Origin of the sequence: Arthrobacter globiformis (assembly GCF_046536215.2) — a bacterium.
GTDB lineage: Bacteria > Actinomycetota > Actinomycetes > Actinomycetales > Micrococcaceae > Arthrobacter > Arthrobacter globiformis_E.
On record NZ_CM143421.1, the window covers coordinates 4219491 to 4245697 of the forward strand.

16 protein-coding genes are annotated in these 26207 nt (G+C 64.2%); 10 read left to right on the top strand and 6 right to left on the bottom strand.

The features are described from left to right. Nucleotides 1–130: 130 nt before the first annotated feature. The gene (locus R5O87_RS19150) at nt 131–946 is read left to right on the top strand and encodes an MBL fold metallo-hydrolase (RefSeq protein ID WP_410555840.1); all 816 of its coding nucleotides are present in this window, start codon (nt 131–133) and stop codon (nt 944–946) included. A gap of 1475 nt (nt 947–2421) precedes the next feature. After that, a complete protein-coding gene (locus R5O87_RS19155) occupies nt 2422–3663 on the top strand; it encodes a MinD/ParA family ATP-binding protein (RefSeq protein WP_410555839.1) in 1242 nt (413 codons plus the stop codon). Nucleotides 3664–3733: 70 nt separating this feature from the next. Here R5O87_RS19155 and R5O87_RS19160 read toward each other — a convergent pair whose 3' ends face one another. After that, entirely contained in the window at nt 3734–5767 is a 2034-nt protein-coding gene (locus R5O87_RS19160; protein ID WP_410555838.1) for a glycoside hydrolase family 55 protein, read from the bottom strand. A 975-nt stretch (nt 5768–6742) separates the two neighbouring features. Here R5O87_RS19160 and R5O87_RS19165 point away from each other — a divergent pair. The 4 genes from R5O87_RS19165 to R5O87_RS19180 all read left to right on the top strand — a co-directional run bounded on the left by R5O87_RS19165 (nt 6743) and on the right by R5O87_RS19180 (nt 14029). Next, nucleotides 6743–7846 carry an acyltransferase family protein gene (locus tag R5O87_RS19165; RefSeq protein WP_410555837.1) on the top strand — a complete coding sequence of 368 codons (1104 nt, stop codon included), beginning with the start codon at nt 6743–6745 and terminating at the stop codon, nt 7844–7846. Between the two features lie 202 nt (nt 7847–8048). After that, on the top strand, nt 8049–8669 hold the full coding sequence (locus tag R5O87_RS19170) for a hypothetical protein (RefSeq protein WP_410555836.1): 621 nt from the start codon (nt 8049–8051) through the stop codon (nt 8667–8669). Between the two features lie 675 nt (nt 8670–9344). Further along, complete coding sequence (locus R5O87_RS19175; RefSeq protein ID WP_410555835.1) at nt 9345–11534, top strand: S8 family serine peptidase; 2190 nt, start codon at nt 9345–9347, stop codon at nt 11532–11534. Nucleotides 11535–11797: 263 nt separating this feature from the next. Then, entirely contained in the window at nt 11798–14029 is a 2232-nt protein-coding gene (locus R5O87_RS19180) for a S8 family serine peptidase (protein WP_410555834.1), read from the top strand. 241 nt (nt 14030–14270) lie between these two features. Here the strand turns inward: R5O87_RS19180 and R5O87_RS19185 are convergent, their stop codons facing one another. Beyond that, entirely contained in the window at nt 14271–15845 is a 1575-nt protein-coding gene (locus R5O87_RS19185) for a hypothetical protein (protein ID WP_410555833.1), read from the bottom strand. A 1787-nt stretch (nt 15846–17632) separates the two neighbouring features. Between R5O87_RS19185 and R5O87_RS19190 the strand changes: the two genes are divergently transcribed. Beyond that, complete coding sequence (locus tag R5O87_RS19190) at nt 17633–19114, top strand: NCS1 family nucleobase:cation symporter-1 (protein WP_410555832.1); 1482 nt, start codon at nt 17633–17635, stop codon at nt 19112–19114. A 31-nt stretch (nt 19115–19145) separates the two neighbouring features. On the opposite strand, the gene R5O87_RS19195 is transcribed toward R5O87_RS19190, so the two are convergent. From R5O87_RS19195 to R5O87_RS19205, 3 genes are all read right to left on the bottom strand, one after another. Further along, on the bottom strand, nt 19146–19700 hold the full coding sequence (locus R5O87_RS19195) for a TetR/AcrR family transcriptional regulator (RefSeq protein WP_462836339.1): 555 nt from the start codon (nt 19698–19700) through the stop codon (nt 19146–19148). 268 nt (nt 19701–19968) lie between these two features. Next, a complete protein-coding gene (locus R5O87_RS19200) occupies nt 19969–21363 on the bottom strand; it encodes an NAD(P)-binding domain-containing protein (protein ID WP_410555830.1) in 1395 nt (464 codons plus the stop codon). 105 nt (nt 21364–21468) lie between these two features. Next, the gene (locus tag R5O87_RS19205) at nt 21469–21846 is read right to left on the bottom strand and encodes a cupin domain-containing protein (RefSeq protein WP_410555828.1); all 378 of its coding nucleotides are present in this window, start codon (nt 21844–21846) and stop codon (nt 21469–21471) included. A gap of 547 nt (nt 21847–22393) precedes the next feature. On the opposite strand from R5O87_RS19205, the gene R5O87_RS19210 reads away from it, so the two are divergent. Genes R5O87_RS19210 through R5O87_RS19220 form a run of 3 tightly spaced genes read left to right on the top strand, consistent with a single transcriptional unit; the run spans nt 22394 to nt 24439 of the window. Beyond that, nucleotides 22394–22828, top strand: a complete 435-nt coding sequence (locus tag R5O87_RS19210; RefSeq protein ID WP_410556693.1) for a cupin domain-containing protein — start codon at nt 22394–22396, stop codon at nt 22826–22828. Nucleotides 22829–22838: 10 nt separating this feature from the next. Beyond that, nucleotides 22839–23003 (top strand): hypothetical protein, encoded by a 165-nt coding sequence (locus R5O87_RS19215; protein ID WP_410556691.1) that lies wholly within the window; start codon nt 22839–22841, stop codon nt 23001–23003. Beyond that, nucleotides 23000–24439, top strand: coding sequence for a purine-cytosine permease family protein (locus tag R5O87_RS19220; protein WP_410556690.1), 1440 nt, complete (start codon nt 23000–23002; stop codon nt 24437–24439). The genes R5O87_RS19215 and R5O87_RS19220 overlap by 4 nt, the downstream gene beginning before the upstream one ends. Before the next feature lie 226 nt (nt 24440–24665). Here the strand turns inward: R5O87_RS19220 and R5O87_RS19225 are convergent, their stop codons facing one another. Continuing rightward, a complete protein-coding gene (locus R5O87_RS19225) occupies nt 24666–26129 on the bottom strand; it encodes an FG-GAP repeat domain-containing protein (RefSeq protein WP_410556689.1) in 1464 nt (487 codons plus the stop codon). Nucleotides 26130–26207 lie beyond the last annotated feature (78 nt).

The window sequence follows — 26207 nt, forward strand, 5'->3', positions numbered from 1 at the left end:
GGGTTACCTTGTGGCCACGCATGGGATATCTGCTGACCCGGCCCTGTGGCGGTTCCCTGATAATCCCAAGCTAGGTGGGTAGAATCGAGGCCGGAAGATCGCAGATGCTCCCCAGATTTACGGAGAAGAAATGTCACGATGGCTCGACGTCGGCGCGGACAACTACGTGCTGGTAACCGAAGGTTCGAAGCTCAACACTGGCCTGATCGTGGGAACTGAACGGGCCATGGTAGTCGACACCGGCTGCGGGCCACGGCAAGGCAGGGAGATTTTGGACGCGGTCCGCGAAAAGACCTCGCTGCCCTTGGTCGTGGTAAACACCCACGCCCATTATGACCATTTCTTCGGCAACGCGGTCTTCGCCGAGGCCGGAGTGGAGGAATTCTGGGCCCATGAGAACTGCGCGGAGGAGATCGGTGAAGACGGAGACGCGCAGCGCAGCGAAGTGACCGAAACCGAACCGGAGATGGCAGCGGGCGCCGGGGAGAATGTTGAGCTTGTCGTCCCAAATGCGATTGTTCGTGACCAGCCCGTCCTCGTGGATCTCGGGGGTCAGGCCGTGACCTTATTCTACTTGGGCCGAGGGCACACGGATGGCGATCTCCTGGTGGGAACCACCACCGCATTGTTTGCCGGCGATCTAGTAGAGCAGGGCTCGCATCCCTCGTTTGAGGATTCGTACCCCGAAGAGTGGGCCGACGCTTTGCGGCACCTCTCGGCTCTGCGCCACCGGTACGAGTTCCTGGTTCCCGGGCACGGTGAGCCCTGCAGTGATCGTTTCGTTAAAACCATGGCGGACACCATGGCCACTGCTGTGAGGCAGGCTCGGCAGTCTATCCGCGACACGCCTGCCGACGCGACTAAGGCCATCCCTGTGCTGCCCTACGGTCCGGAGCAGTCGCGTTGGTTCATCAAGCGGCTCCAGGAGACGCGGTCGCAGCACTAATGAGTAGATCGCCCTTCGAGCATGGGTAAGTAACTTCTTCGGGGTCTCATTCAGGGGCCGCTCATCGTCGTCCGGTCGCTTGCGGCCGAGGGGCTTTTGCGGGTCATTGTTCGACTGGAGTTTTTCGGGGCATAGAGGGTCAGGGTGTGCCTGCTCATGGTGCTTAACTGATTCGGTCCGGCGCTGCCATGGCTCATCCGGCCTTTGGGCTCAGGCGCGTGCTCTTGGGTCACGCTCCCTCGGGGGGACTGACGCCGGCTGCATACTTTTAGATCTGCACCGAGTACTTTTATCGTCCCGGGTACCGGGTGGCTGGAAACACAGGTAGTGACTACGCTGGGGCGCCACGGCGGGCCACCCTAGGTTTGCTGCATGAAGACTGGCATCAGGGCAGCTATTCGCCATTTTGTATTGCAACACATTCTCGCCGATGACCCTCAGCCCGAGCGCTCGTGGCTGGACCAGCAGGACATGCCTCCCGTAGTACTGGTGCAACCTACGGCAACCGTGGCCGGCCTGCCAGTCGAGCCGCTGATTCCCCTTCCTACGCACTCCTTCGAGCTCAGCGGACCGACGAAGCGACCGAGGCGGAGACTGCCAAGGCACCATTCCGGCCCCCACCGCCGCGATGGTATCTAGGATCAGGCTCGAAATTCTGCTGGCGTCTTGAGTGAAACTTGAGGAAAGTCTGGGCTTTCCTTGAGGTTGCATGCCTACGATTCCGGGCGTGGGGACTTATAGGGTAGCGAGACGCGGACGGGCCAACCGACGGGACAGGCGTAATCAGCAAATGCACGTGCTCTCCTATTTGGGACTCGCCGCTTTGGCCGTGATAACTGCAGTGGTGGTGGTGATGGCTCTCAGGGCATAGTCCGCTCGAAGCGCCAAAACCGAATATTCCGTTGCAATCGCTGCAGGGCGTGTCCAATTGGACAGCGCCCTTGACTGCTAAGTAGGCTGACGAGCGATCCAGAAATTGGGGATACCGCTTCCAGTCACTTAGCCGCACCCGGGCACTGCCGCCCGAGCCGCGTCGAAGGTGCTGCCACTTCCGGAGGTCTCATCGTGGCTTTCACCGATTTTTTTCTAGCGCTATCCGGCCTTCTAGGGACTCTGCTGCTCCCGTTCGCAGGCCTCTGCTGGATGCTTCGTCTCAAACGCCGGGCCGTTGCGGCTACTTCACCTGTGCCCGTTCCGGGGCAGGTGAAGTAGCGGTGCCGTATGTCGACATCAACCCGCACCGTAGTAGGCCCAAATGGTGGGCCTTGGTGGGATTGGGAATCTTACTTTTGATTACGGCCGCGGTCGTTGTGGTGGCTCTCGCGCACGGATAAGAATGACCGTTCTCTCACATCGGGGAACCGTTAGCAAGGCTGCTGACAAATTCGTACTCCGGCAGCGCTTAGAATGGCTGTTTGAACGAAACCAATTGACCACCGCAGCGGGACGCCGCTGTGAGCCCGGGGGGAACGACCATGCCCAAGCCAGCGGACAACCGATTAGACGAGGCCGGCCCCGACGAGGAGCAGCCCGAGCTCCGCCGCCGATTCCGCCGCCGCAATGCAGACGGCTCCGACGCCTGGACAGGAACCTTTCCCGCCGTGACACCTGAGTCCACCGCTCCGCCCCGCCCCATCCGCAGCTCCTCCTGGGCCGAAGCAGCGGCTGCTGCAGACGCGCTGTCCGATACTGCGCCCGCCCTAATCGCGCCGCCGACGCCTGTTCGCCAGCCGGCAGGAGCGCCGCCGTCGCAGGTTCCAGAAAGCCTTCCGGGAGCTGAGCTACCTGCAGCAGACGCCACCGCACTGCCGGCGTCGTTTGTTCGCGAGCAGAAGCCGCGCCCGAAGAGGGGCTTCCGCGGCTTCCTGTACCGGGCTACGGGTGGTGCCTGGAACCTCGGCCCGAGCCCACTGGAACGCGAGGAGGACGAGCTGGCCCGCCGTATCTCGCGCCAGCTGCAGGGCAGCTTCAACACCGCTGTCCTCAGCCTCAAGGGAGGCATCGGCAAGACCTCCACCACCGTGGGTGTTGGCCTCACCCTGGCTGAGTACCGAGGCGACCCTCCCTGCGCCATCGACGCTAACCCTGACTCCGGCGACCTAGTCGAGCGTGCGCTGGGTGAGGGCATCTACCAGATGACTACGCCACGGACCATTACAGATCTGCTCAAGAACATCGACGCGGTCGACTCGTTGACTGAGCTGTCCCGCTACATGCACCACTCCGGGCGGCTGCACCTCATCGCTGGCGAGCAAGACCCTGAGGTATCCGACTCACTCACCGCTGAGGAGTACTTGCGGATCCGCAAACTCATCGCTAGCTACTACTCGGTGGCGCTGACCGACTGCGGCACCGGTGTGACCCACAACGCAATGAGCGGGATTCTGCAGTCCGCAGACAACCTCATCATTGCCGCAGGGTACGCGGTCAGTGGCGCCAAGCGTGCCCGCAGCACTCTGCAGTGGCTGGCCGGTCACGGCTACGAGGACCTGGCCCGCAACGCGATCGTGGTTATTACCGATAAAGATGAAGTGTCCAACCGCGTGGACAAGCACGCCATCGAGGAGCACTTGGCCGGGATGTGCCGCGAGCTCATCGCTGTGCCTCACGACCGGGGCGTGGCCGACGGCGATCTGGTGACTCTTGACCACCTGAAGCCCGAGACCCGGCGGGCTTACAAGGAGATCGCTGCCGCGATCGTGGACGGATTCCACTAGGGTTGCCAGCGGTTCCTTTTGCACCTAGCGGGCCCCTTCCGAAGCCTGGGGGCCTGATATGTCTCCGGGGTTAAGAGACAGCCATCCAAACCGGGTTGCTGGACTTGAACGATGACAGCAATATCGTCGTCGGAGGCTTGGTGATGCCAATCGGCCCGTTCGCGAACCTCAGCCCACCAGCTGCGGTCAGATTCGCGTTCGGGGCAACGCTCCCGGTCCGATGCAGAGTGGGCGGCGTCCTACCCGTCGCGACCAATGCCGCATACACATACACGCCGTCCCCGGCCGCGATTGTCAGCGGCTTATTCGCCTGCGGGGTAAGTGCCAGAGTCTTCAGCCCGGGCGCCCCAGCAAGGGCAGCAGATGCATCGGCAGACATCCCCAGCAAGTAGCCCGTTGACGTGTATAGAGCCGCGTAGGCGCCGGTGAGCCCGGAGCCAGCTACGCTTGTGAGTACATTCACGGCGTTCACGGTCATCAGGTCATCGACCGGGATTTTCGCCAGCACCATTGTCCCCGAAGTCAGGATTTGGGTGGACCCGGACAGCATGGCTATGTCGTAAGCCCACGCAAGGAACCCGTTGTTCTTGGCCAAAGAGCGCCGAGGCCTTACCAGAGTGGTGGGCGAGCCAGAGAACAGCGGTGCATTCGCCGGGTTGTAGTAATAGCCAGTGCGTTCCTCGGACATCAGTATGTTCGAGCCCGTGTACTCTACGAGCGCCAGCGACGGGGAATGATCCCGTTGCGAGCTCGAGTCAACATTCACCAATGAGCCGAGGCTGTTGCCGCCCTGATAGGACACGCCTGTGCGGACAGACGTTGGGGACGCACCAGTAAGGGGATTGAGGCTCACGTTCGAAATCTGCGAGGACAGGGTGTCCTTGATCTCTACAAGGTTGACCGTGCCGATTGCTGCCGAACTGAGTGTGCGCGTGCTGGCGTGCCCGTTCTGCCACACCACGTGATTGCAGTTCAGCATCTTCATCGAGGATGCTGCCACGCTGCCGACCGCGTTCTCGTACTTCCAGTTGATGAAGTAGATTCGGTTGATCTGGCAGCTGCCAAGTGAGGTCCCGTCAGACGCCCGACCATCGAGGTAAACGCCACCGCCGCGGCACTGCTCCATGACACAGTTGATGAACCAGCAGTTGTTGGAGCTATTCGTAGATGACCCCCAGCCGGTTGCTGCGCCTTGATCGCTGCACTTAATCCAAATGGTCCATGAGTTGGGGGACTCAATGCCCTGATAGTCCCAGCGGCACTCGTAGAAATACGAGTCGAAAATCTGGACGCAATCCAGGGCGGTTGCGCGGGAGTTCTCCCAGTTAACGCGGGTGAAGCTGAGGAACTGTGAATAGTAAGACCGAACAACGGAGGCAGTCCAGGCCGGGTTGCCTCCGCCGACGATTTTCAGGTTTTGCACGGCTACGCCGATGATCCAGTGCGCTGTGTCGGTCCCGGAAATGTCGAGCAAAACGAAGTTCCCGGTGCGGCGGATGATGGTGCTGTTGGGACCGGCCCCGGCAAGCGTGACGTTGCAGTAGCGCGTGGTGGGGTTCATCGGGAATTTAAGGGTCGACCCGAGCATGTAAGTACCAGCCGAGGCGTAAACGATGCCACCGCCCGCAGCGAATGCACTTGAGATCGCGGCCTGGAATGCTGCGGCATCGTTCGTTGTGCCGTCGCCCTTGGCCCCGTAATCCCGTACGTTGAAGACTAGTTCGTCTTTCCGGACCGCAGCCTTCCCATAAAGGGTGAGCGGTGCGAACGTCGCGGGGAGGACGCCCGTTGGATCCGTTGCGGCTTCCTCAATGCGTGTCGCAATCGTGGCAGAAAGGTCGGGAAGCTGGGAGAATGGCACCTTTGCTTCGAGGTCCAAGGCTGCCACGCCAGACGCAGCGCCCTTTTCCGCAATTGGAACGTACGCTTCGAGGGCCGATGCATCTATTGGTGCGGCCTGTGCGCTAGTCGCCCCAACTGCGGAGATCGCAGAGGCGCCAGTAAAAGCGGTAATGAGCGTTCCAATTCTGAAGAGCCCGCGGCGCTCGACGGCCCTGTTGCGACGGGACGCCGAGCGATCCTCCTTGCCAACCTCGTTTGCCATGTTCAGAAGGTATTTCCTCGCGACGTGGCTGGACCACCGTGGAAGATACGTAAATATTTGACAGCGAGTACCCGCGTGGAGCAGGTAGTTACTCAGTTAGATCAGAGTCCTCGTGGCCACCGCGCTCCGAAAAATGACGCCCGGTGCGAACTCGGATCCCCAGCTGAATCATAAGCAGGATGCCGGTTCATGGCCGCCATGTTTGTGGTCTTGTATTGCCCGCGCCATTGGCGGCGAGATCTACTAAGTCGACTTCAAGAGATTGTTGGAAGTTGCATTTGAATGCGAAGAGTGACAAATGCCTATGATGCTGACATGAAGGTTACGGTGCCCCGTGGGGAGGGGGAGAGCCCCTTGGACTGCCCGCATCAATTCGTCGGTCTTTGCCGAGATTGCCAAAGAGTTGAGACTCGCCGGGGGGAACAAGACCAGGTCTGAGCGTTCAGCAGGCGTTGGCGCGTTGTCATTCCCCAGCTGAACCGCAGAGCTGCCGGCGCCGCCGGTTACTCGATGGTCTCTCTACCGGGAAGGCCTGCTCTGAGTAGGCGGATTCGCGCGCAATTGTTGTTTCGGAACGGGGACTCGCCGGTGGCGTGTTCCCTTGACGGTCCAGACCTCGTTTTCAAATCTTGATCTGACACGCTGGACTCCTTCTCAGACGGGCCCCTTTCGCGCGGGTAGTGTCGCCGCAACACAACTGAAGGGTGTGACCCGATGACCATTTCTGAATACGCATCAGCACTGGCACTAATGCTCGGATCCTTGGCCGCAGCAAGTGGTGTCTCCGCCGTGATCATCCAGTCCCGGTCCAGACACTAAGGCTCGTTCCTGCGCTGGCTTGACTCTGGTCGGCGCAAGTACACACCGATCTGATCATCGCCGCCCGAGGGGTGTGCAGTCCGTTACCTTTTTGTAATATTGCCATCTTTCCTGGGTAGACTAGTCCGTTCATCGCCGTCGTACTTGGAGTAAAGGATGAACGTTTCGCGCACCCGGCTGGATTCACTGACAGGACTGCGGTTCATTGCCGCCATCCTCGTGGTCCTGTATCACGCGTCTGTGACGCTGGTGCCCGAGATGTATCCGCTCGTCTCTATGGGACAGACGGGCGTGACGTTCTTCTTCCTGCTGTCCGGGTTCGTGCTCGCCTGGTCCATGAATCCGAGCACCCCTAAGCGCCAGTTCTACTGGCGCCGGTTCGCCAGGATCTGGCCGCTGCACGCGCTGACGGCGCTGGCCGCCGTCGTCCTTGCCGTTGCCACGCAAGGGGACCAGTCAGTTCCGCGTCTGATCGCCTCGCTTTTCCTCGTGCAGGGTTGGCTCGGTGACCAGCAGTGGGTCTACGCCTACAACGGGGTGTCCTGGTCGCTCTCCTGCGAAGCCTTCTTCTACGCGGTGTTCCCGTTCCTGGCGGCAAGGCTGTCACGCCTGGAACCGCGCAGGCTCTTCCGCATCGGCGCCACGGTGTTCGTTGCCGCCGTCGCCCTCATATCCGTCCTGCTCGCCGCCATCCCCGGCTTCGACTGGGGAGCCCTGTTCTACACGTTCCCCGCGTTCCGGATCGCCGAATTCACTGTGGGTGTCTGCCTGGCCATCGCCATGCGGAAAGGCTGGAAGCCCAGGTTCGGCATCGGTGTCGGAGCCGCCGCAGCCACCGGTTCCTTCCTCATTCTCGAAGTTGTCGACGGCATCGCGCCGTGGCATACCGCCGGACCACTGGCCGGCGCGCTCTGCATTCCGGGCTTCGCCCTCCTGATTGCCGCCTACGCGGACCGGGACCGCTGCGGAGGCCGGCCCACCTTCGCCAGTGCACCTGCCATGGTGAAACTGGGGGAGTGGTCGTTCGCCCTCTACCTGGTCCACGAGCTCGTGCTGCGGACTGCCCTGGAACTCGGCCCGGAAACGCTGGCCGCACGGGCCGCGTTCGCCGTCGTCGGAATTGCCGTGTCCATCCCGCTGGCGGGCGCCGCCTACACCTTCTTCGAGCGTCCCATCGAGGCCCGGCTCCGGAACCGGGGCTCGAAAGCCGGCCCGGTGGCGGACACGCCTGATCCCGTGAAGACCTTGGCAGCCAAATAGAGCCAGCAGGCGGATGGGGCACATGACGGACCAGTACCGTCCAAGCGGCTCTGGCAAGCCGTTCAATGAGTGCTCAGTTCCAAGTCACTGAATGCGAGGAACAGTTTTTTCGGTGTATGCCAATGCAGGTGTGCGGTCCGGGTCGCCGTATTTGGATAGGTGACGCTCCTTCCTACCGGGTCCCCCTGCATAGACTGCATCGGTGAGAATTATCTGGACCATCGTTATTTTGGCTGCCGCGCTTGGTGGCTTCCTGCTCTGTTACCTGATCCAAGCGCTTGTTGGGGCAGCTGCGCACCCGGATCCTTCATTTCAAGTAAAGGATTGGGTGACTGCGGGCTTGGCGGGGCTGGCCTCTTTCCTCTCTGGTGCAGCACTTTACTTCAACTGGATGAAGGCCAAACAGGATACCTTCCTATCCATCCACGACAAGCTCGTTGCGAAGGACCTCCAGGAGGGACGACGGCTTCTGTTCGAGAAGATCCACGCGCCCGAGGACGTAGAGGCCCTGCTCCAGAAAGACGAGGACGGATATCACAAGGTCAACAGGGCGTTGGCGATGTACGACGTTCTGGGCGTATACGTGAAGCGGCGGTACGTCTTCAAAGCCTGGGTGATGGAAGAATGGGGACCAAATTTGGCAAAGGCGTGGTCTCACGCTCAGCATGTCATTGCCCATCGAGAAAAGCGCGGGGCGCCGTCGAACTGGGACAACTTCAGAGCCATCAGCTTGGAGGCAAGGATCAAGAGTCAGGCCCAGTTTGTTTCCCGGCGAGAGAGGACGCCTCGAACTTGTGAGCGGTGCGGGGCCTACCACTTCTAGTCAGCCCGACAAGGAAACCAAAGTCTCCTTGGGATGGAAGACCCCACACAGACTCGGCTGCGGAACAGGGGCTCGAAAGCCGGCCCGGTGGCGGACACTCGACCGGCCGAGGAACCGCACACCATCACCGAGCCGCACGCAGAACCGCCTGGTATTCGGGCATCTGCACAAGCGGAACCGTTCCCTCGACTGCCTCGCTGGGGAGGTAGGCCTATTGTCCGGAAGGTTCAAAGGCGATCGGGCGTCCTATGAACCGACGGGCGCAGTCCCGACGACAGTGTTCGGCGCCAGGTCAACGACGTGGAGGATGCCACGCTGCGAGCATCCCCGCGGCTGACGCGAAACCTTGCTGCGTATCTGCGCACCGACTCCGGACCTCCCACGTGGGGGATGACCAGCCAAGTTATCCCCAAGGTCCCCAAGCTAACGTCTGGTCATGGGAAAACCACGTTCATCCGCACCGCCCTAGCCGGTCAGCTAAGCGCCTAGCCATTCCGTGGCTGCGGTCCCGGTCTCCCCGAGAAGCCCTGGCGGCAAGGCCATTTTCGGTGCGGACCCAGTCAGTAGATACCGTGTTCGGGGCCAGCCCGGGCACAGACTCCTAACGCGGCGGGGGCCGCGACGGCTCGTGCGTCCCGGTAAAACCCATACGGGGGCGCTGCTCAGGACGGTCTCATGCGCCGCATACGCTTCTCCGCTGCCATCACTGCCGCCGGCATTGCCGGCCTGGTTGCCGCGCCCCTATATGTACCCACCGCCTCGGCGGCCTACAGCGATCCCCACCTGCCGTCCGTCCCGGACAGGCCGTCCGTGGCCAACCCGCCGACCGACCAGTTCATCGTTCAGTTCAAGGACCCGGCGCGTACCGGCTCCGCAATCCGTGCCCGGTCCTTTGGCCGTGCCGCCGCCCAGCTTGGGGCCACGGCCGAGGACCTGCGGGCCACCGTCAGCGGGGCCCGCGTGATCCGTACCAGCAGGGACCTGGGCGACGGTGACACCGAAAAGATGCTCGCCTCGCTGCGCGCCGATCCCGCCGTGGCCTACGCCGAGCCGGACGTGAAGCTGCAGGCCAAAGCCGCAGACCCGAGCGACCAGTTCTACCCCTGGCAGTGGAACCTCTCCGCGGAAATCGGCGGCATCCGTGCCACCCGCGCCTGGGATGTCACCCAGGGTGCCGGTCAGGTGGTGGCTGTCATCGACACCGGGAAGACGGACCACGTTGACCTGGACGCCAACATGCTGCCCGGCTACGACATGATCGCCAACAGAGATGACGCCCGGGACGGGAACGGCCGCGACTCTGACGCCACCGACGAGGGCGACTGGTCCACGGCAGGCCAGTGCGGCACCGGATCGGCGGAGGTGGCCTCGTCCTGGCACGGCACGCACGTAGCCGGAATCATCGCCGCCGTCGCCAACAACGGCAGCGAGGGCATCGCCGGCATCGCGCCGAAGGCCAAGATCCTGCCGGTCCGCGTCCTCGGTCCCTGCGGCGGACAGCTCTCGGACATTGCGGACGCCATCGTCTGGGCCTCCGGCGGCGCGGTGGACGGTGTACCGGCCAACCCGAACCCGGCCCGTGTCATCAACCTCAGCCTGGGTGGCACGGAAGCCTGCTCGGCCACATTCCAGACGGCCATCGACGCCGCCACCGCCCGCGGCTCCCTCGTGGTGGCGGCAGCCGGCAACGAGACGGCGCAGGCGTCCACCTCCAGCCCGGCCAACTGCCGGAACGTCATGGCCGTTGCAGCCAGCGGCCGCACCGGTGCCCTGGCGCCCTACTCCAACTTTGGAGCCGCCGTCGACATCACCGCCCCCGGCGGCGACATGCGCCCCACCAACAGCACCATCCCGGACAGCGGCGTTCCGAACGGCATCATCTCCACCCTGAACGACGGCCCCACCACGGCCCGCACGGAAGCCTACTTCTTCGCCCAGGGAACGTCCGCGGCGGCGCCGCACGTGTCGGCTGCGGCCGCGCTGCTCATGGCCCAGATGGGCCCGACGGCGACACCGGCTGCCGTCGAAGCCCGCCTTAAGCGCACCGCACGGCCCATGACCTGCCCGCAGGGCTGCGGGGCCGGCCGCCTGGACGCCGCCACCGCGGTGCTGCACATGACCATCGTCGTCGCCGCGGGCGACTTCACCGGCGACGGCAAGGCCGATGTCCTGGCCCGCGAGAACTCCGGTTTCCTGTGGCTGTACCCCGGCAACGGCAAGGGCGGCTGGTTCGCCCGCAAGCAGGTGGGCTCCGGCTGGAACGCCTTCACCGCGCTGGTTGCCACCGGCGACTTCAACGGCGACCGGCGCGCGGACGTCCTGGCCCGCGACGCCTCCGGCGCGATGTGGCTGTACCCGGGCAACGGCAGCGGAGGCTGGCTGGCCCGCAAGCAGGTGGGCTCGGGCTGGAACGGCTTTACCGCCATCGTCGGCCCGGGCGACTTCAACGGCGACGGGAAAGCGGACGTCCTGGCCCGCGACACCACCGGCGACCTCTGGCTGTACCCCGGCAACGGGCGCGGCGGCTGGCTGGCCCGGACTAAGGCGGGCTCGGGCTGGAACGGCATGACCGCCGTCGTGGGTCCCGGTGACCTGACCGGCGACCGCAGGCCGGACGTGCTGGCGCGCGACGGCGCCGGCGTCCTGTTGCGCTACTCCGGGAATGGCCGCGGCGGCTTCGCCAGCAAGGTCCAGGTGGGCTCCGGCTGGAACCCGATGACCACCATCACCGGCCGGGGAGACTACAGCGGCGACGCCAGGACGGACGTCCTGTCGGTGGACACCAACGGCACGCTGTGGCTCTACCGCGGCAACGGCACCGGAGGGTTCTCCGGCCGCACGGCCGCCGGCAGCGGCTGGGGCTAAACCGACCCGCCGCGGACGCTCTATCACTACCTGCCGCCTTTTGGAGGATGCTCTCTCACTACCTGCCGCCTTTTGGAGGATGCTCTCTCAGGTCCTGCCGTGTCGGCCCGGACGCTTCCTCACGGCCGGCTGTCCTCCGGCCGTAAAGAGGGACGGGTGTCACACCCCTGGGGTTAGACTCGTTACTGAACGCGGCGGGGGCCGCGCCTCACCATCGCGTCCCGGCACGAGCGTGCCACAGGGCGCCGTACAGGACGGTCTCGATGTCTCTTAAGCGCCGCGCACGCTTCTCTGCTGTCATGATGTCTGCGGGTATCGCCGCGCTGGTGGCATCGGCGTTCACCGCACCTGCCGCCCAGGCCGGTCATGACCCGGCAACCCCGACGCCGGCCCCATCGTTTCAGTCCGTTCCCCGCCGGCCGTCGGTGGCCACCCCGCCCGCGGACCAGTTCATCGTGAAGTTCAAGGACCAGGCACGGTCCGGCTCTGCGCTCCGCGCCGAGTCCTTCGGGCGCGCCGCCGCAAAGCTCGGTGCCACAGCCAAGGACGTCCGCGCCACCGCCGGCGGTGCCCGTGTGGTGCGGATCAGCAAGGAACTCAGCGACGGCGATGCCGGGAAACTGCTCGCCGAGCTGCGTGCGGACCCCGCGGTGGCCTATGCGGAGCCGGACTTCAAACTGCAGGCCAAGGTGGCCGATCCAAATGATCCGGCGTTCGGCGACCAATGGAACCTCTCCGCCAAGACGGGCGGCATCCGGGCCACCCGTGCGTGGGATGTCACCCGGGGCAACGGCCAGGTGGTGGCCGTCGTGGACACTGGCATTACCAGCCACGTCGACCTGAACGAGAACGTGCTGGACGGCTATGACATGATCGCCGACCCGGTCGCCTCCGGTGACCACGACGGCAGGGACGCCGACGCCACGGACCCGGGCGACTGGTCGTCACCCGGGCAGTGCGGCGAGGGATCACCGGGCGTGCCTTTGTCCTCCTGGCACGGCACGCACGTGGCGGGCATCATCGCGGCAGTCACCGGCAACGGGGTGGGCATGGCCGGGATTGCGCCCGGAGCCAAAGTCCTCCCGGTGCGTGTGCTCGGTCCGTGCGGCGGCCAGGTCTCGGATATTGCCGATGCGATCCTCTGGGCCTCGGGGGCGCCGGTCACTGATGCGCCGCTGAACCTCAATCCGGCCCGCGTCATCAACCTGAGCCTGGGCGGCACGGAAGCATGCCCCCAGACATTCCAGGACGCCATCGACACCGCCACCGCCCGGGGCTCCATTGTGGTGGCCGCGGCCGGCAACGAGATGGCCCAGGCCTCGGATTCCACCCCCGCCAACTGCCGGAACGTCGTGAGCGTGGCCGCCAGCGGCGCAAGCGGCGCCCTGGCACCGTATTCCAACTTCGGTCCCGGCGTCGACATCACCGCGCCCGGCGGCGACATGACGCCCACCGTCGACGGCCAGCCGGACAGCGGGGTCCCGAACGGCATCCTCTCCACCGAGAACGACGGTGAAACCACGGCAACGGAGGCACCGGGCACAAACTATTACTGGTCCGAGGGCACCTCCTTCGCGGCGCCGCACGTGTCCGGCGCAGCTGCGCTGCTGATGGCCCAGATGGGCCCGACGGCGACACCGGCTGCCGTCGAAGCCCGCCTGAAGCGCACCGCACGTCCCATGACCGGCGGTTGCCCGCAGGGCTGCGGCGCCGGCCGGCTGGACGCCGCCCTCGCCGTGCTGCACATGAGCGCAGTCGTGGCCGCGGGCGATTTCAACGGCGACGGCAAGGCCGATGTCCTGGCCCGCGAGAACTCCGGCATCCTGTGGCTCTACCCGGGCAACGGCGCCGGCGGCTGGCTGGCCCGCAAGCAGGTGGGCTCCGGCTGGAACGGCTTCACCTTGCTGGTGGCCCCCGGCGACTTCAACGGCGACCGGCGCGCAGATGTGCTGGCACGGGACGCTTCCGGCGCGATGTGGCTGTACCCGGGCAACGGCGCCGGCGGCTGGCTGGCGCGCAAGCAGGTGGGCTCCGGCTGGAACGGCTTCACCGCCATCGTGGGCGCGGGCGACATCAACGGAGACGGCAAGGCCGACGTCCTGGCGCGCGACACCACCGGCGTCCTCTGGCTGTACCCCGGCAACGGATCCGGCGGCTGGCTCGGCCGGACCAAGGTGGGCTCGGGCTGGAACTCCATGACCGCCGTCGCCGGTCCCGGCGACATCACCGGCGACCGCAAGGCCGACCTGCTGGCCCGCGACGCCGCCGGCGTCCTCTGGCGCTACCCGGGCAACGGCAGCGGCGGCTTCGGCGCCAAGGTCCAGGTGGGCTCCGGCTGGAACTCGATGACCACCATCACCGGCCGTGGCGACTACAGCGGCGACGCCAGGACGGACGTTCTCTCCGTGGACGGCAACGGCACGCTGTGGCTGTACCGCGGCAACGGGCTGGGCGGCTTCTCCGGCCGGACAGCCGCCGGCAACGGCTGGGACTAAAACCCCACCCCGGACGCTCTATCACTACCTGCCGGTTTTTCCCGGACGCTCTATCACTACCTACCGGTTTTTGATGGACCCTCTATCACTACCTACCGGTTTTTGACCGACGCTCAATCACTACCTACCGGTTTTTGACGGACGCTCTATCACTGCCTGCGCGAACGTACACTTGCGGCCCCGGCAGCGGGTACCCGTCTGCCGCCGCCCCGCCGACTTGAGCTGACCGCCGTCGTCGGTCTTAGCTCTGCTGTGGCGAACGGACCCAGACCTCGAAGATGCCAATCCTCTGCCGCAGCGTGAAGCCGGACTTCAGGACGTTTTCCATGTCCTGGTACACCCCGTAACTGCTGTGGCGCCTGCCGATGATGACCGCGTCCGCGGCCGAAACGTTGGCAATGTCGGTCCGATCGCTGTGGGCGCGGCTGCCGGAAGCGTTGCCGGGGACGGGGAGGCCTGCGCTGGTCATCATCCAGATGCCGGATTGGTCCACAGGCACCGGACAGTCGTTGCGCGCGGCCCGGCTCAGTGAGTCGGACATGATGGACAGGTACGGGAACGGCGCCCAAACGCAGCCGTGGGATGCTACCGCTGCAGTCAGCTCCTCCTGGCCGGGGAGCCGGCCGGGCCGCATGGTGAGCCCGTCCGCCGCCAAGGGAACGATGAACACGGCGGCCAGAAGCGCGGCGACGGCCCCTTTCAGCGGAAGCGGACGGGACCGGAGGGCACCGGCGAGCCGGGCCGCAGCGGCGCCGGCGCACAGGCAGATGGCCGGAGCAGCGAAGTTGACGTAGTGGTCAAAAAAGGCGCGGGACGAGAGCAGAGTCCCCACGATGGCGATGGCCAGGACACTCCACCAAAACTCCGGCGGCAGCTCGCGGCCCTGCAGCTTCCAGGAGATGGACGCGGCAAAAACTGTGGCCACTGCCAGCCCCAAGGCTGCAACGCAGACGACGGCAACCGGCAGCGGAACGGTGCTGCCGGCGAAGAAGCCCAGCCGGTCAAGGGCGGTTCCGGTAATGGGGTCGCTGCGCTCGAGCTGGGCCCGGACAATGCTGGCCAACGTGGCACCCGGCGAAGCGAGGAAGAACGGCGCGCAGATGAGCCCGGCCGTAAGGAGCCCGAAACCTATGTATGACAGGGTCCCGCGACTGCGCAGTGCCGTGAAGATCAACACGCCCACCAGCAGGATGGGAATCATCGCCCAGAGCTTCACCGTCAGGGCAAGGCCGAGAAGGAGACCGGCACCCCTTGCCGCGCGGGGCGTTGGGCCCTCCCTGTGCCGGAACAGAACCAGGAACGAGCCCAGGACGAGCAGGTTCAGCACGGGGGAGAGCATTGCCGACCGTTCGGCAATGGTGGCCGCCGACCAGACGGCGTACAGCCCACCGCCCACAAGCATGGGGAGGCGGCCAAACCGGCGGAGCAGCAGCGCAATGGCTGCGGCGTTCGCCGTCCCGACCAGCACAAAGAGCAGGCGCGCTGCAGCTACACCCGTGTGGTCAGAGGTCACGCTGCCCAGCCACGCGAACGGCAGCATGAGCAGGACCATGCCCGGAGGATGAACGAACACGAAATCCCGGTACGGGAGGTCGCCGGCAAGCAGGTGCACCGCGGCGCTGTAGTGCACACTGTCGTCGTAGCCCCTGAATCCGTCCAGGGTGCCGCTGAAGACTAGCGGAAGCAGCCTAGTAAGGAGAGCGACGACGGCGACGGCGGTCACCACGGCAGCGTAGGAAGGCCGGGGGCGGTGCCGGGCTCGCCGCATCCGGGCCGAGGGCACATCAGACGTCTGACCCAAGGTACTTTCAAGCATGCCGGTGGCCTTTCAACTGCCGTTTTGGTGTGAGGAAGGAACCCGGGCGTCAGCTGTTCACTCAACGGGTGAACAACCCCCAACTACCGATTTCCGGGACGGCACGCGTCGTGGCAGGGTCAACTCCGGCGCCACCGGCTGCATGATGGATATCGCCAGAGGACAGAGCGCTGCTACAGTCCGGGAGAACTCTATCAGTTATTAAGGCGTTCCCTGCATTTGCTAGCCCGGTTATGGATACGTGATAGGCATACGTGCTGGTCAGTGCAGCAAGTAGAGCGCGAACGTACAGTTGTGGCCCTGGCGCCAAACGCGAACGTGCAGTGGTGGCCCCGTGACTCGGCCCGCCTCGATGCGAGTCCTCCCGAAGAGGGCGCTTTTTGCCGGATATCCCCTAAACTAGAGTGAATTCCAAGTCCTCCAGTCACGGGGGCAGCAGCATCGCGGCAAGGCAGATTGGGAGCCTCTGCACGGATAAACCAGCAAGGAAGTTCGGACCTTTCCCTCTTCGGTCGTAACGGCGCGCGGACAGCGCTGCCGATTACTGCGCGTCTAGCGTCTTTGTTGGCGCGCTCGAGAAGTCGTATCCCCGGCGACATGGTTGCCGTAAGGAATTAGTCATTCCCCGACGATGCGACTCGTTGGACAGGCTTCGGCTCAGGTTCTGATCTACATTTCGTCCTGGTCATGCATGGCAGTCAGGGGACTGAAATCTGCCCTTATCCCGGAATGCTGAGAATTCTCTCATCAAAAACAAGCCCGCGGGAAGGCTCATAAAATAAATAGCTGGGGCAATTCTGCGGAATATACCTTTTCGGCGTCGCCACTTAGCGCTATTCTGGTTCTCACAATTTCTCTGAGTGAGCAAAACGGAAGGTGTATGAGCAAGGCGAACGTTGTTAATTTAGGTTGTTCTTGAGTGCTCCGCTGTCCACCAGCACATTCGTCGCGGGAGGGCGAATGTGCTGGTGGTAATGGTTCCGAAGGCGTTCTCGCCGCCGTTGCCGGAATCATTATTGGAAGCAGTCCCTTGCGCGCCTGTGCGGACTGCTTATGCCGTTCGAATCACAGCTGAAAAGGTCGCAGAGCATGGGATGGTACTCCGGGGACCCCAGGCACGAGGGCTGGGCGGCGCGCATAGCGGCCGATGACGGATTGCGGGAAAAAGAAATCATGGGCTGGCGCGGGGCATGCATCTGCGGGTGGCAGGGCAAATTATGGCAGCGAGACATTGACGGCGCCGATACTGAGGCCGGCGGCAGCCGGGGCACAATTTCCCTCGACGGCGACGGGCATGCCCCCCGACGAATTGAGGACGCGATCCACAGTGAATGGAGGGGCCATTTGCCGCCGCGGGATCCGATCGCAGCCGCTGCGCTTGCCGAAGTGGAAGCTGCCGCCCAGGAATACGGCAGGGCAAATGAACGATTGGATTCAACAGTGGCCAACGCCCGCGCTGCCGGTGTGTCCTGGTCCAATATTGGCCGAGCTGCCGGCTTTAGCCGTCAAGGCGCATACAAACGGTGGGCGGAATCCAATTCGAATTCTTAAACCCCAAGCGTGTGTAGCGCCGCCGATTCGGGACCAAGGTGGGCAAGGCTGGAAGCCCGCAGCCGCCGTCGTCCGTTCCGGCCCGCTGTCTGGATGCGGCGGCAATTCGGGGGAGAGCCTAAAGGTTCGCCGATCTATCCTGGTGAAAACGGAGTAGATTAGCAGTGGCAGTTGCGCTCCTGCAGAAGATTCAGGCTCTAAATTTCACAACGCGGAAGTTGGGAAGTGAGGATTCCGTGTCTCACACAATTCCCCCGGGCGCCAGTACGCGCCTGTATAACGAAGACCTCGCACCGGCCGAACACCGCACGTGGGGTTTCTACTCGCTGTTCGCGATGTGGATGTCGGACATCCACTCGCTGGGCGGCTACACCTTCGCCGCCGGCCTCTTCGCCCTGGGCCTCGGGGCCTGGCAGGTCTTCCTTGCACTGGTTGTGGGGATCATCCTTGTTTTCTTTCTAATGAACTTCTCCGGCTACGCAGGCCAGAAAACCGGGGTTCCCTACCCGGTCCTCGCGCGGGTCTCGTTCGGAACGTTCGGAGCCAACCTGCCGGCCCTGATCCGCGCGCTCGTGGCCATTGCCTGGTACGGCATCCAGACCTGGCTCGCCTCCCGCGCAGTGATCATCATCGCCCTGAAGATCTGGCCCGACCTGAAGGGGCTGACGGAAAACAACTTCCTGGGTGAATCCACCCTGGGCTGGCTTGCCTTCCTGCTGATGTGGTCGCTTCAGCTTCTGCTGCTCCGCAACGGCATGGAGACCATCAGGAGATTCCAGGACTGGGCCGGCCCGGCCGTGTGGGCAGTGATGGGCCTGCTGGTCATCTACATCCTGATCAACGCGGGCTGGAACGTGTCCCTGGACCTGCCGGGAGGAACTGCGCAGTGGGGCACCGTGCATGCCTTCTTTGCCGCCGTCGCGCTGACCGTGACCTACTTCTCCACCCTGATGCTGAACTTCTGCGACTTCTCCCGCTTCGCCCCCACCCGGAAGGCGGTGCGCACGGCGAATCTGTGGGGGCTGCCGGTGAACTTCATTGCCTTCTCCGTGGTGTCCGTCGTGGTCACTGCCGGAACCTTCAAGGTCTACGGCGAGCACATCTACGACCCCGTGGAGATCGTGGGGCGGATCGACAGCATCTGGGCCCTCCTGCTCGGCGCCGTGACCTTCGCCGTCGCCACGTTGGGCATCAACGTCGTGGCGAACTTCGTCTCGCCGGCCTATGACCTGGCGAACGTCTGGCCCTCGAAGATCGACTTCAGGCGCGGCGGCCTGATCGCCGCCATGATCGCCCTGGTCATCACGCCCTGGAACCTGTTCAACAGCCCGGTGGTGATCAACCTCTTCCTCGGCGGGCTCGGTGCGCTGCTGGGTCCGCTGTTCGGGATCATCATGGTGGACTACTACGTGCTCCGCCGGCAGCATGTGCTGGTGCCGGACCTCTTCATCGAGCAGGGCTACTACACCTACACGGGCGGCTGGAACCGCAAAGCCGACATTTCCTTCATCGTCTCGGCCGCCCCTGCCGTGGTGGTGGCGCTTGTCCCGGTCTTTGGCGCCCTCTCCGCCTTCTCCTGGTTCATCGGGGCCATCCTGGCGGCCGCGGTGCACTATGCCATCTCGCACAACGACACGACCCTTGCCGCGTCGGTCAGGGCCGCCACCGAGGCGGAAATCGAAGCTGATGCCTCGCTGCAGGTCCGGTCGAAGCCCTAACCCGCCGGGAACGCGGACGCCTGGCGCCGGGCTAAACGCCGGCCTTGATCAGGAGCGCATCAATCATCATGAGGAAATGGGCGCGGTGGTCTGTGGCCTTCGGGTTGGTCATGTACTGCAGGACTGCCCCGTCGTAGATCATCAGGAAGGTCCGCGCCAGCGTAGGAATGCTCAGCTTGCACTTGTCTTCGTTGCTTTCGGCCGCGGCGGCGAACAGGTTTCCCAGCTCCACCTCATAGGCGGGATAGATCTTCTCGGCCAGCGGGCTGGAGTCCGCATTGCGGGTGGCCCACAGGATGAGTTCGATTTCGGCCAGCAGGCTGGAAGGCTGCTCCTCGACCATGCGCCAGTAGGCTTCCGCTGCCTGTTCCACAGTCTTGCGGAGTCCCAGATGGACCGGGATGTCGCCGGAAAAGCTGTTCAGGTTTTTCAACCACGCCTCGGCGGCGGCCTGCATGAGCTCGTTCTTGTCGCTGAAGCAGTAGTGTGCGGCGGCCAGGGGCGCGTTGGCCTCCTTGGCGATGGCCCGCATGGTCACATACTGGACACCTTCACGCCGCATCAGTTCCACGGTGGCGGCAATCAACTGTTCTTTTCGATCGGCGGAGGATATCCGCATAGCTCACTCTCCAGGTTCCCGGTTCTGCCCAACGGGGACATTTCCTTAAGACTATTGCTTGGATAAAGGTTACACACCATTGTCCTGAACAATTGACTGGAACGGGTGACAGATTAGGGGAGCGTGTCGCGGCGGGTCGTGGTTAATCGGGTTCCGCCTGGCCCCTGGCCGCGGCACTCCTTGGGGGAGTATGCGCGGTCAGGGTGCCAGGCAGTGCGCCCGGATGCGGGCGGGGTTACCTTGCGGCCACGATGTCCGGGACGGTGGCGCCGTTGTCCACGTCCTGCGACGGTCCGTTGAGGTAGCGCTCCATGGAGTCGTCCATGGCGTTGAGCCAGCGGGTGTGGTGCTTGGTGGCCATGGTGCCGGTGACCACGGAGCGGTGCAGCATGTCGCGGTAGCCCAGGATGTCGTCGTGCTTGTGGCGCATCCAGTCCTTGAACAGCTGGGACACGGCGTCCAGGTCGAACGGCGGGTAGTCCGTGGCGTTGATGAGTTCCCGCAGGTAGTCGGTCTGGAAGTCGGCCTCCGCGTCGTGGTCCGGCAGGGCGGCCTGGCGCTCGAGCCAGAGTTGGATGTCCGCCTCGCGCTCGGCCAGGGACGGCAGGTCGATCGCCCCGGTCATGACGTCACGGGCAAACCACGCCTGCGCGTCGAACATGTTGAACGTGTAGTACTGGTCCTGCGCGCCCAGGTAGAACAGGTTGGTGTTCTGCTGCCACACCACGCCCTTGTACAGGTTGCCCGGGTACAGCACGTTGGGCGACTTCAGTGACAGTTCGCTGGGCAGGAACGGGTACTTGTGCTGGTAGCCGGTGCAAAGTACGACGGCGTCAAAGTCGCCTTGGGTGCCGTCGCTGAAGTGTGCGGTGGGTCCCCGGAAGTGGGTGACGAGCGGGCGTTCCACCGTGTTGTCCGGCCAGTGGTAGCCCATGGGTGCCGTGCGGTAGCTGAGGGTGATGGACGCGGCGCCCATCTTGTGGGCCTGCATGCCGATGTCCTCAGCGGAGTAGCTGCTGCCGATCATGAGCAGGTTCTTGCCGTAGAAGCGCTCGGCTCCGCGGAAGTCGTGGGCGTGCAGGACCTCGCCCGGGAAGGTGTTGATGCCCTTGAACTCGGGGACCGCCGGGACGGAGAAGTGGCCGGTGGAGACCACGAGCTTGTCGAACACGTGGGTCTCGGTGCGGTTGGTTTTGAGGTCCTCAACCGTCACCGTGAATTCCTGCGTGTCCTCGTTGTAGCTGGTGTGGCGGGCGACGCTGTTGAACCGGACGTACTTGCGGACGTCGGACTTTTCCACGCGTCCCTTGATGTAGTCGAAGAGGACCTCGCGGGGCGGGAAGGAGGAGATGGGGCGGCCAAAGTGCTCGTCGAAGGAGTAGTCCGAGAACTCGAGGCACTCCTTGGGCCCGTTGGACCACAGGTGGCGGTACATGCTGGAGTGGACCGGCTCGCCCTGGGCGTCCAGGCCGATCCGCCAGCTGTTGTTCCACTGGCCGCCCCAGTCCTCGCGCTTCTCAAAGCACACGATCTCGGGGATGGCGGCGCCTTTTTGCCGTGCTGATTCGAAGGCCCGCAGTTGTGCCATGCCGCTGGGGCCGGCGCCGATGATTCCTACTCGTAGTGTCATGCTTCTCTCCTCTTCAAATGGTTCGTGGGGGTCGCTGCTCTGCGACGTGTGCCGGGGACGCGCTTAGGGTGCCGTGCGTACGGTGCTGTGCCTACGGCGTCGTGCTTACGGGGCGAAGGAGCGCTCGCCGGTGAAAAAGCCCAGGCCGTACTCGGGGGTCTCGAACTTCACGGTGGTGCCCTTGGGGAAGAAGAGAACGTCGCGTTCCTTGGCGTGCGTGACTTCCCCGGTGGTCTGGTCGGTGAGGATGAACTCGCCCTTGATGACCACCTTCATTTCGTCGTAGGTGTACGTGTACACCAGGGGTTCGGAGGCCTTCAGCTCGAAGAAGCCGGCGCTCATGACCGAGCCGGTGGGGTTGTGGAGGGAGTCGCCGATTGCGGCGACCGTGCCGGGTTCGTGCATTGGCGGCAGGCCGAGGTAGCCGCCTACGACCTTGTGGATGGATCCGGCCTTGGTGAGGGTTCCGACGAGGGTTTCCATGGGTCTCTCCTGTGATTGGTGTGGTGGGGGATTTGTCAGGGTCGAGCAGTAGTGCAGACGCGGTGGGGTGGTGCAGATGGGGCGGGGTAGAGATGGGGTGGGCGCAGAGGGAGGCTGCGCATTGTGGTGCCAATGGTGCGTGGTGCAATGAGGCTGCGTGCAATGAAGCTGCGTTGGGATCCGGCCAAAGCCGCGGTTGGGGCTCCGGGGGACCGATAGTCGAACGTGACAGTCTCTGTGTCGAGAGGCCCCGGCAGGCTCCGCGTCGAACCTTGCCGGTGTGATGCCAGTCACGCATCTCGTGTTCAAAAACTTTCACATGAACAGCTGTACGAGTCAAGCGTTCAAGTTGAAAAAGATTTCCGATGAACAGTTGCTTGAGCCTGTGAAAAAAGCTTCGAGATCTTTCGTTCCGAACCATTGACTGGAACAAGCGTCCCTGTCACTGTATTGAAAGCGCCGTGACGCAGATCACGATGTCGCAGTCTGATTCAGATTTCCCAAAGCAAAACCCGCAAAGCAGATCTCCCTACTTCAGAAACGGGTAATGACAATGACCACCACCACCAACCAGCCCCCCGCAACGACCCAGCCGCCGACGTCGACGACGGGGGAAGCGATCGACTTCTGGCCGGCGAAGTCCATGAAGCCCATGAAGGACGAATGGCAGCGGTTGCGCTGCAGGTTCATCAACTCCGATCCCATAGGCTCCTGGGGTGAATTCATCCTCTCGGAGTGGGAGCTGGAGTCTTGCGGCTGGCAGGACTTCCACCCGCATACCGAGACCAACTTCGTGCTGGAGGGCGAACTCCATATCGAGTGCGAAGGCCAGACCGTCATCCTGCGGCCGGGCGACTCGGCCCGCGTAAACCCCGGACGGACGGGCCGGTACTGGGCGCCCGTCTACGCCCGCATGGTCACGATTTACGGCCCCAACCCCGACGGCGCGGAGTCCCACTCCTTCCGCTACTCCGAAATCTGAGGTGGGCACCGTGAGCACAATCGAAAAGCGGTACGCGGAAGAACTCAACGCCAGGCTGGCTGAATGGCACACCGGAAGCCTGGAACCGCCGTCGGGGTTTGCCGACATGCGAACCCTGTTCGCCGTCACCATCGCCTTTCCCTTTGTCGCCCTGATCGTGGGGTGGTTCCTGTGAGCCAGGCGACCGGCGAAATCTCCACCTCCGGAACCGAGGGATCGCTTCCCCTGCTGAGCCACGAGCGGAACTGGAGCCCCAAATCCCTGTTCTTCAGTTCCGCCCAGGCTGCGGTGGCCACGTGGTGTTTCATCATCGGCGGCTATGTGGCCTTCTACCTGCCGGCGGTGCAGGGATCGGTGGTGATGATCGCGGCCATGCTGGCCGGAATGTTCCTGGTGTTCCTGGCCACGGTGCCGATGGCAACCCGGTACGGCCTGGAGGCGGTGCGCTCAACGCGGCCCGTCTTCGGTACCCGCGGTTCGCTCTTCAGCGTCGCCCTGACCTTCCTCTTTACGATCGGGTGGGGGACCACGCTGATGATCTTCAGCGGAAAGTCCGCTTCCCTGCTCCTGGTGAGTCTCGGCGCCGTAAGCGAAACCAACGGGCCCATCGCCCAGACGGTGAGCAGCCTGGTCTGCCTGCTGGTGGTGTGGGCGCTCATCAGCCGCGGCCCCGGCATCCTGCGCAGGGTCGGCGTCATTGTTGCCTGCTCCGTCCTTGCCCTCGGGGTCATGGTCATCGTGGTGATTGTTGCCAAGGTGGGCTGGGGTGCCCTCCTCGACGCCAAGCCGAGCGCCGCCAGCGGCAACAAGCTCCTGGACTACACGACGGCGATTGAACTCATGCTCGCCACGGCCCTGTCCTGGTGGCCGTACGTCGGCGGCATGACAAGGCTGTCCAAGAGCACCAAGAAATCGGTGCTGCCGGTAACTTTGGGGCTGGGCCTCGCCCTCGGGGTGATCTGCCTGATCGGCCTGTACACCGGACTGGTCTTCCCGGATTCCGGCGGAGACCCGCTGCCCGGGCTGCTGGAAATCGGCGGCGTGTGGCTGGCGCTGCCGGCGTTCGCGTTCATCATCGTGGCCAACGTGGGCACGGCGATGGTGGGCACCTACACGGCAGCTCTTTCCCTCAAGCAGCAGCCGGCCATCGACGCCCGCCTCAGCTGGCGGGGCTCGACGATGGTGGCCGGACTGACCGTGGCTGGGGTGATCGTGTTCCTGGCGGAGCCCTTCTACGCCAACTTCGGAACGTTCCTCACGCTCTCCGCCGTGGTCTTCGGCCCGCTGTGCGGGCTCCAGATCGCCGACTACTTCATCATCAGGAAGCAGCGCCTGGACCTGGACGGCCTGTACAACGACGGCGCGGGATCGGCGTACTGGTACTGGAAGGGCGTGAACGTGGCCGGCTTCGTCAGCATGGCCATCGGCGTGGTGGTGTACCTGCTCCTGCTGGACCCGGTCACGTTTGCCTCCGCCCCCTTGTTCGCCTTCACGACGGCAACGCTGCCGTCTACGCTGGCGACGGTTGTGGTCTATGTGCTCCTGGCCCGGCTCCAGCCCAAGGCGTTCGGCCCCGCTGCCCTGCGCCTCGACGCCGACAAGGTGCACTGACGCATCTGGCTCCTTCAGGTGGCGCGCTTCCACATGACACCGCGTTCAGGTGACAGCGCTTTAAGGTGGCACAGGACCTCAGTCTGGTATCCCCAGACTGAGGTCCTGCCCCCAAACCCCGGACGCTCTCTCACTACCTGCCGCTTTTCCCCGGATCCCCTCTCACTACCTGCGGCTTTTGGACCGACGCTCTATCAGTTCCTGCCGCCTGAGGCCGGACGCTCGCTCACCGGAAGAGGTTGTAGGTGCTCCAGCCGGCGCCGAAGATGGTGCGTGCACCCCAGGTGCCGTGGCTGAAGGGGTAGTGGGCGAGGCGGCCGTCGGTGAGCCGGGCGATGAGTCCTGAGCTTCCGGTGGTGAAGCCTTCGACGGCGGTGATGCTGTTGATGCTGTTCCATCCGGTGCCCACTGTGCGCCTGGCTTCGGAGACGAAGCCGCCGGTTCCGTTGGAGCGGTACAGTACGAGGTTTCCATCGCTGCGTTTGGCGAGGATGTCCTGCGACCCGTCCTGGTCGAAGTCGGTCATGGTGAGGTACAGGCCGCCCCAGCCGGTCCCGGCCTTGACCCGCGGTGACAGTGATGCTCCGGCGCTGTTGCCGTAGTACCAGAGGGTCCCGGCGGCGTCGTAGGCAAGGATGCCCGGGTGCTGGTCGCTATTCCGCCAGTTGCCGACGGTGACGTGGAAGCTGCCCCAGCCGGTGCCGATGGCCCTGGCCGGCGCGAAGCCGCCGGTGGCTCGGCCGGGGTAGAAGCTCAGCCGGCCGTCCTTCCACTGCGCGATGATGTCGAACGTACCGTCGCTGTTCCAGTCCGCCACGAATCCCTTGGCCAGTCCGGACCAGCCGACGCCGATCTTCACCCGGGTCTGGAGCCCGCCTGTGCCGGTGGCCGGGTAGTTCCAGAGCGTGCCGTCCGGGCCGGCGGCCACGACGTCCGCGGCGCTGCGGATGGACGGAGTGGCGGCGGGACGGGGTGCAGCATTGATGACGACGTCGTCAATGTAGGTGTCGCCCATTTGGCGGTTGTGTTCCGCACCCAACTGGACCGCGTCCAGCGTGGTGGCGCTGGTGGCTACCTGGCTGCTGGAGAACACCGTTGTGCCGTCAAAATTCACCTCCACGGTCGACGCGGTGCCGTTGGCTGTGACCCGCATGGCCACGTGGTGCCACTCGCTGAGCGTGATGCTGGAACTCATCAGGCGGGTAAACACAGAGGCCCCGTCCGGTGCGGTCATCCGGAGCCAGAGCTGTCCGTTGTTGTTGAACCGGTAGACGTCGGCTACCCGGATACTGCCCGAGAAGAACCGGAGGTACGGGACGTCGTTGCCCAGCTCCCCGGCCTGGGTGATGTTGAACCAGCCGTCGGCATAGGCCGTCGCCGTACCCGCCGGCAGGGGCGCGGTGAGGTTGGCGAGCGAGCTCGGATCGGCCGTGACATGCAGGTGCGCGGCGCAGGTCCCCGAGTGGAACTGGTCCGAGGAGATTTCCGCGGTTCCGGTGCCTCCGGTGGAGGACGTGAACCCGTCCAGGCCCCCGGATTCGAAATTATTGGCCATCACCGCCGTTCCCGGATAGGTGCTGACCGGGGCGGGGGTTCCTAGCTGGCATGTCGCCGCCTGGGCCGGGACGGCTCCCACCGCCAGCGCCCAAATCAGGGACACCGAGGTGCCGCCCACAACCCCATATTTCAAGTACTTTTTCATCATTCCGCGCTCCGATGTGACTGAACTCGTGGTTCAGGCTGATAGAGCTGTTCGGCGACAGTGGCC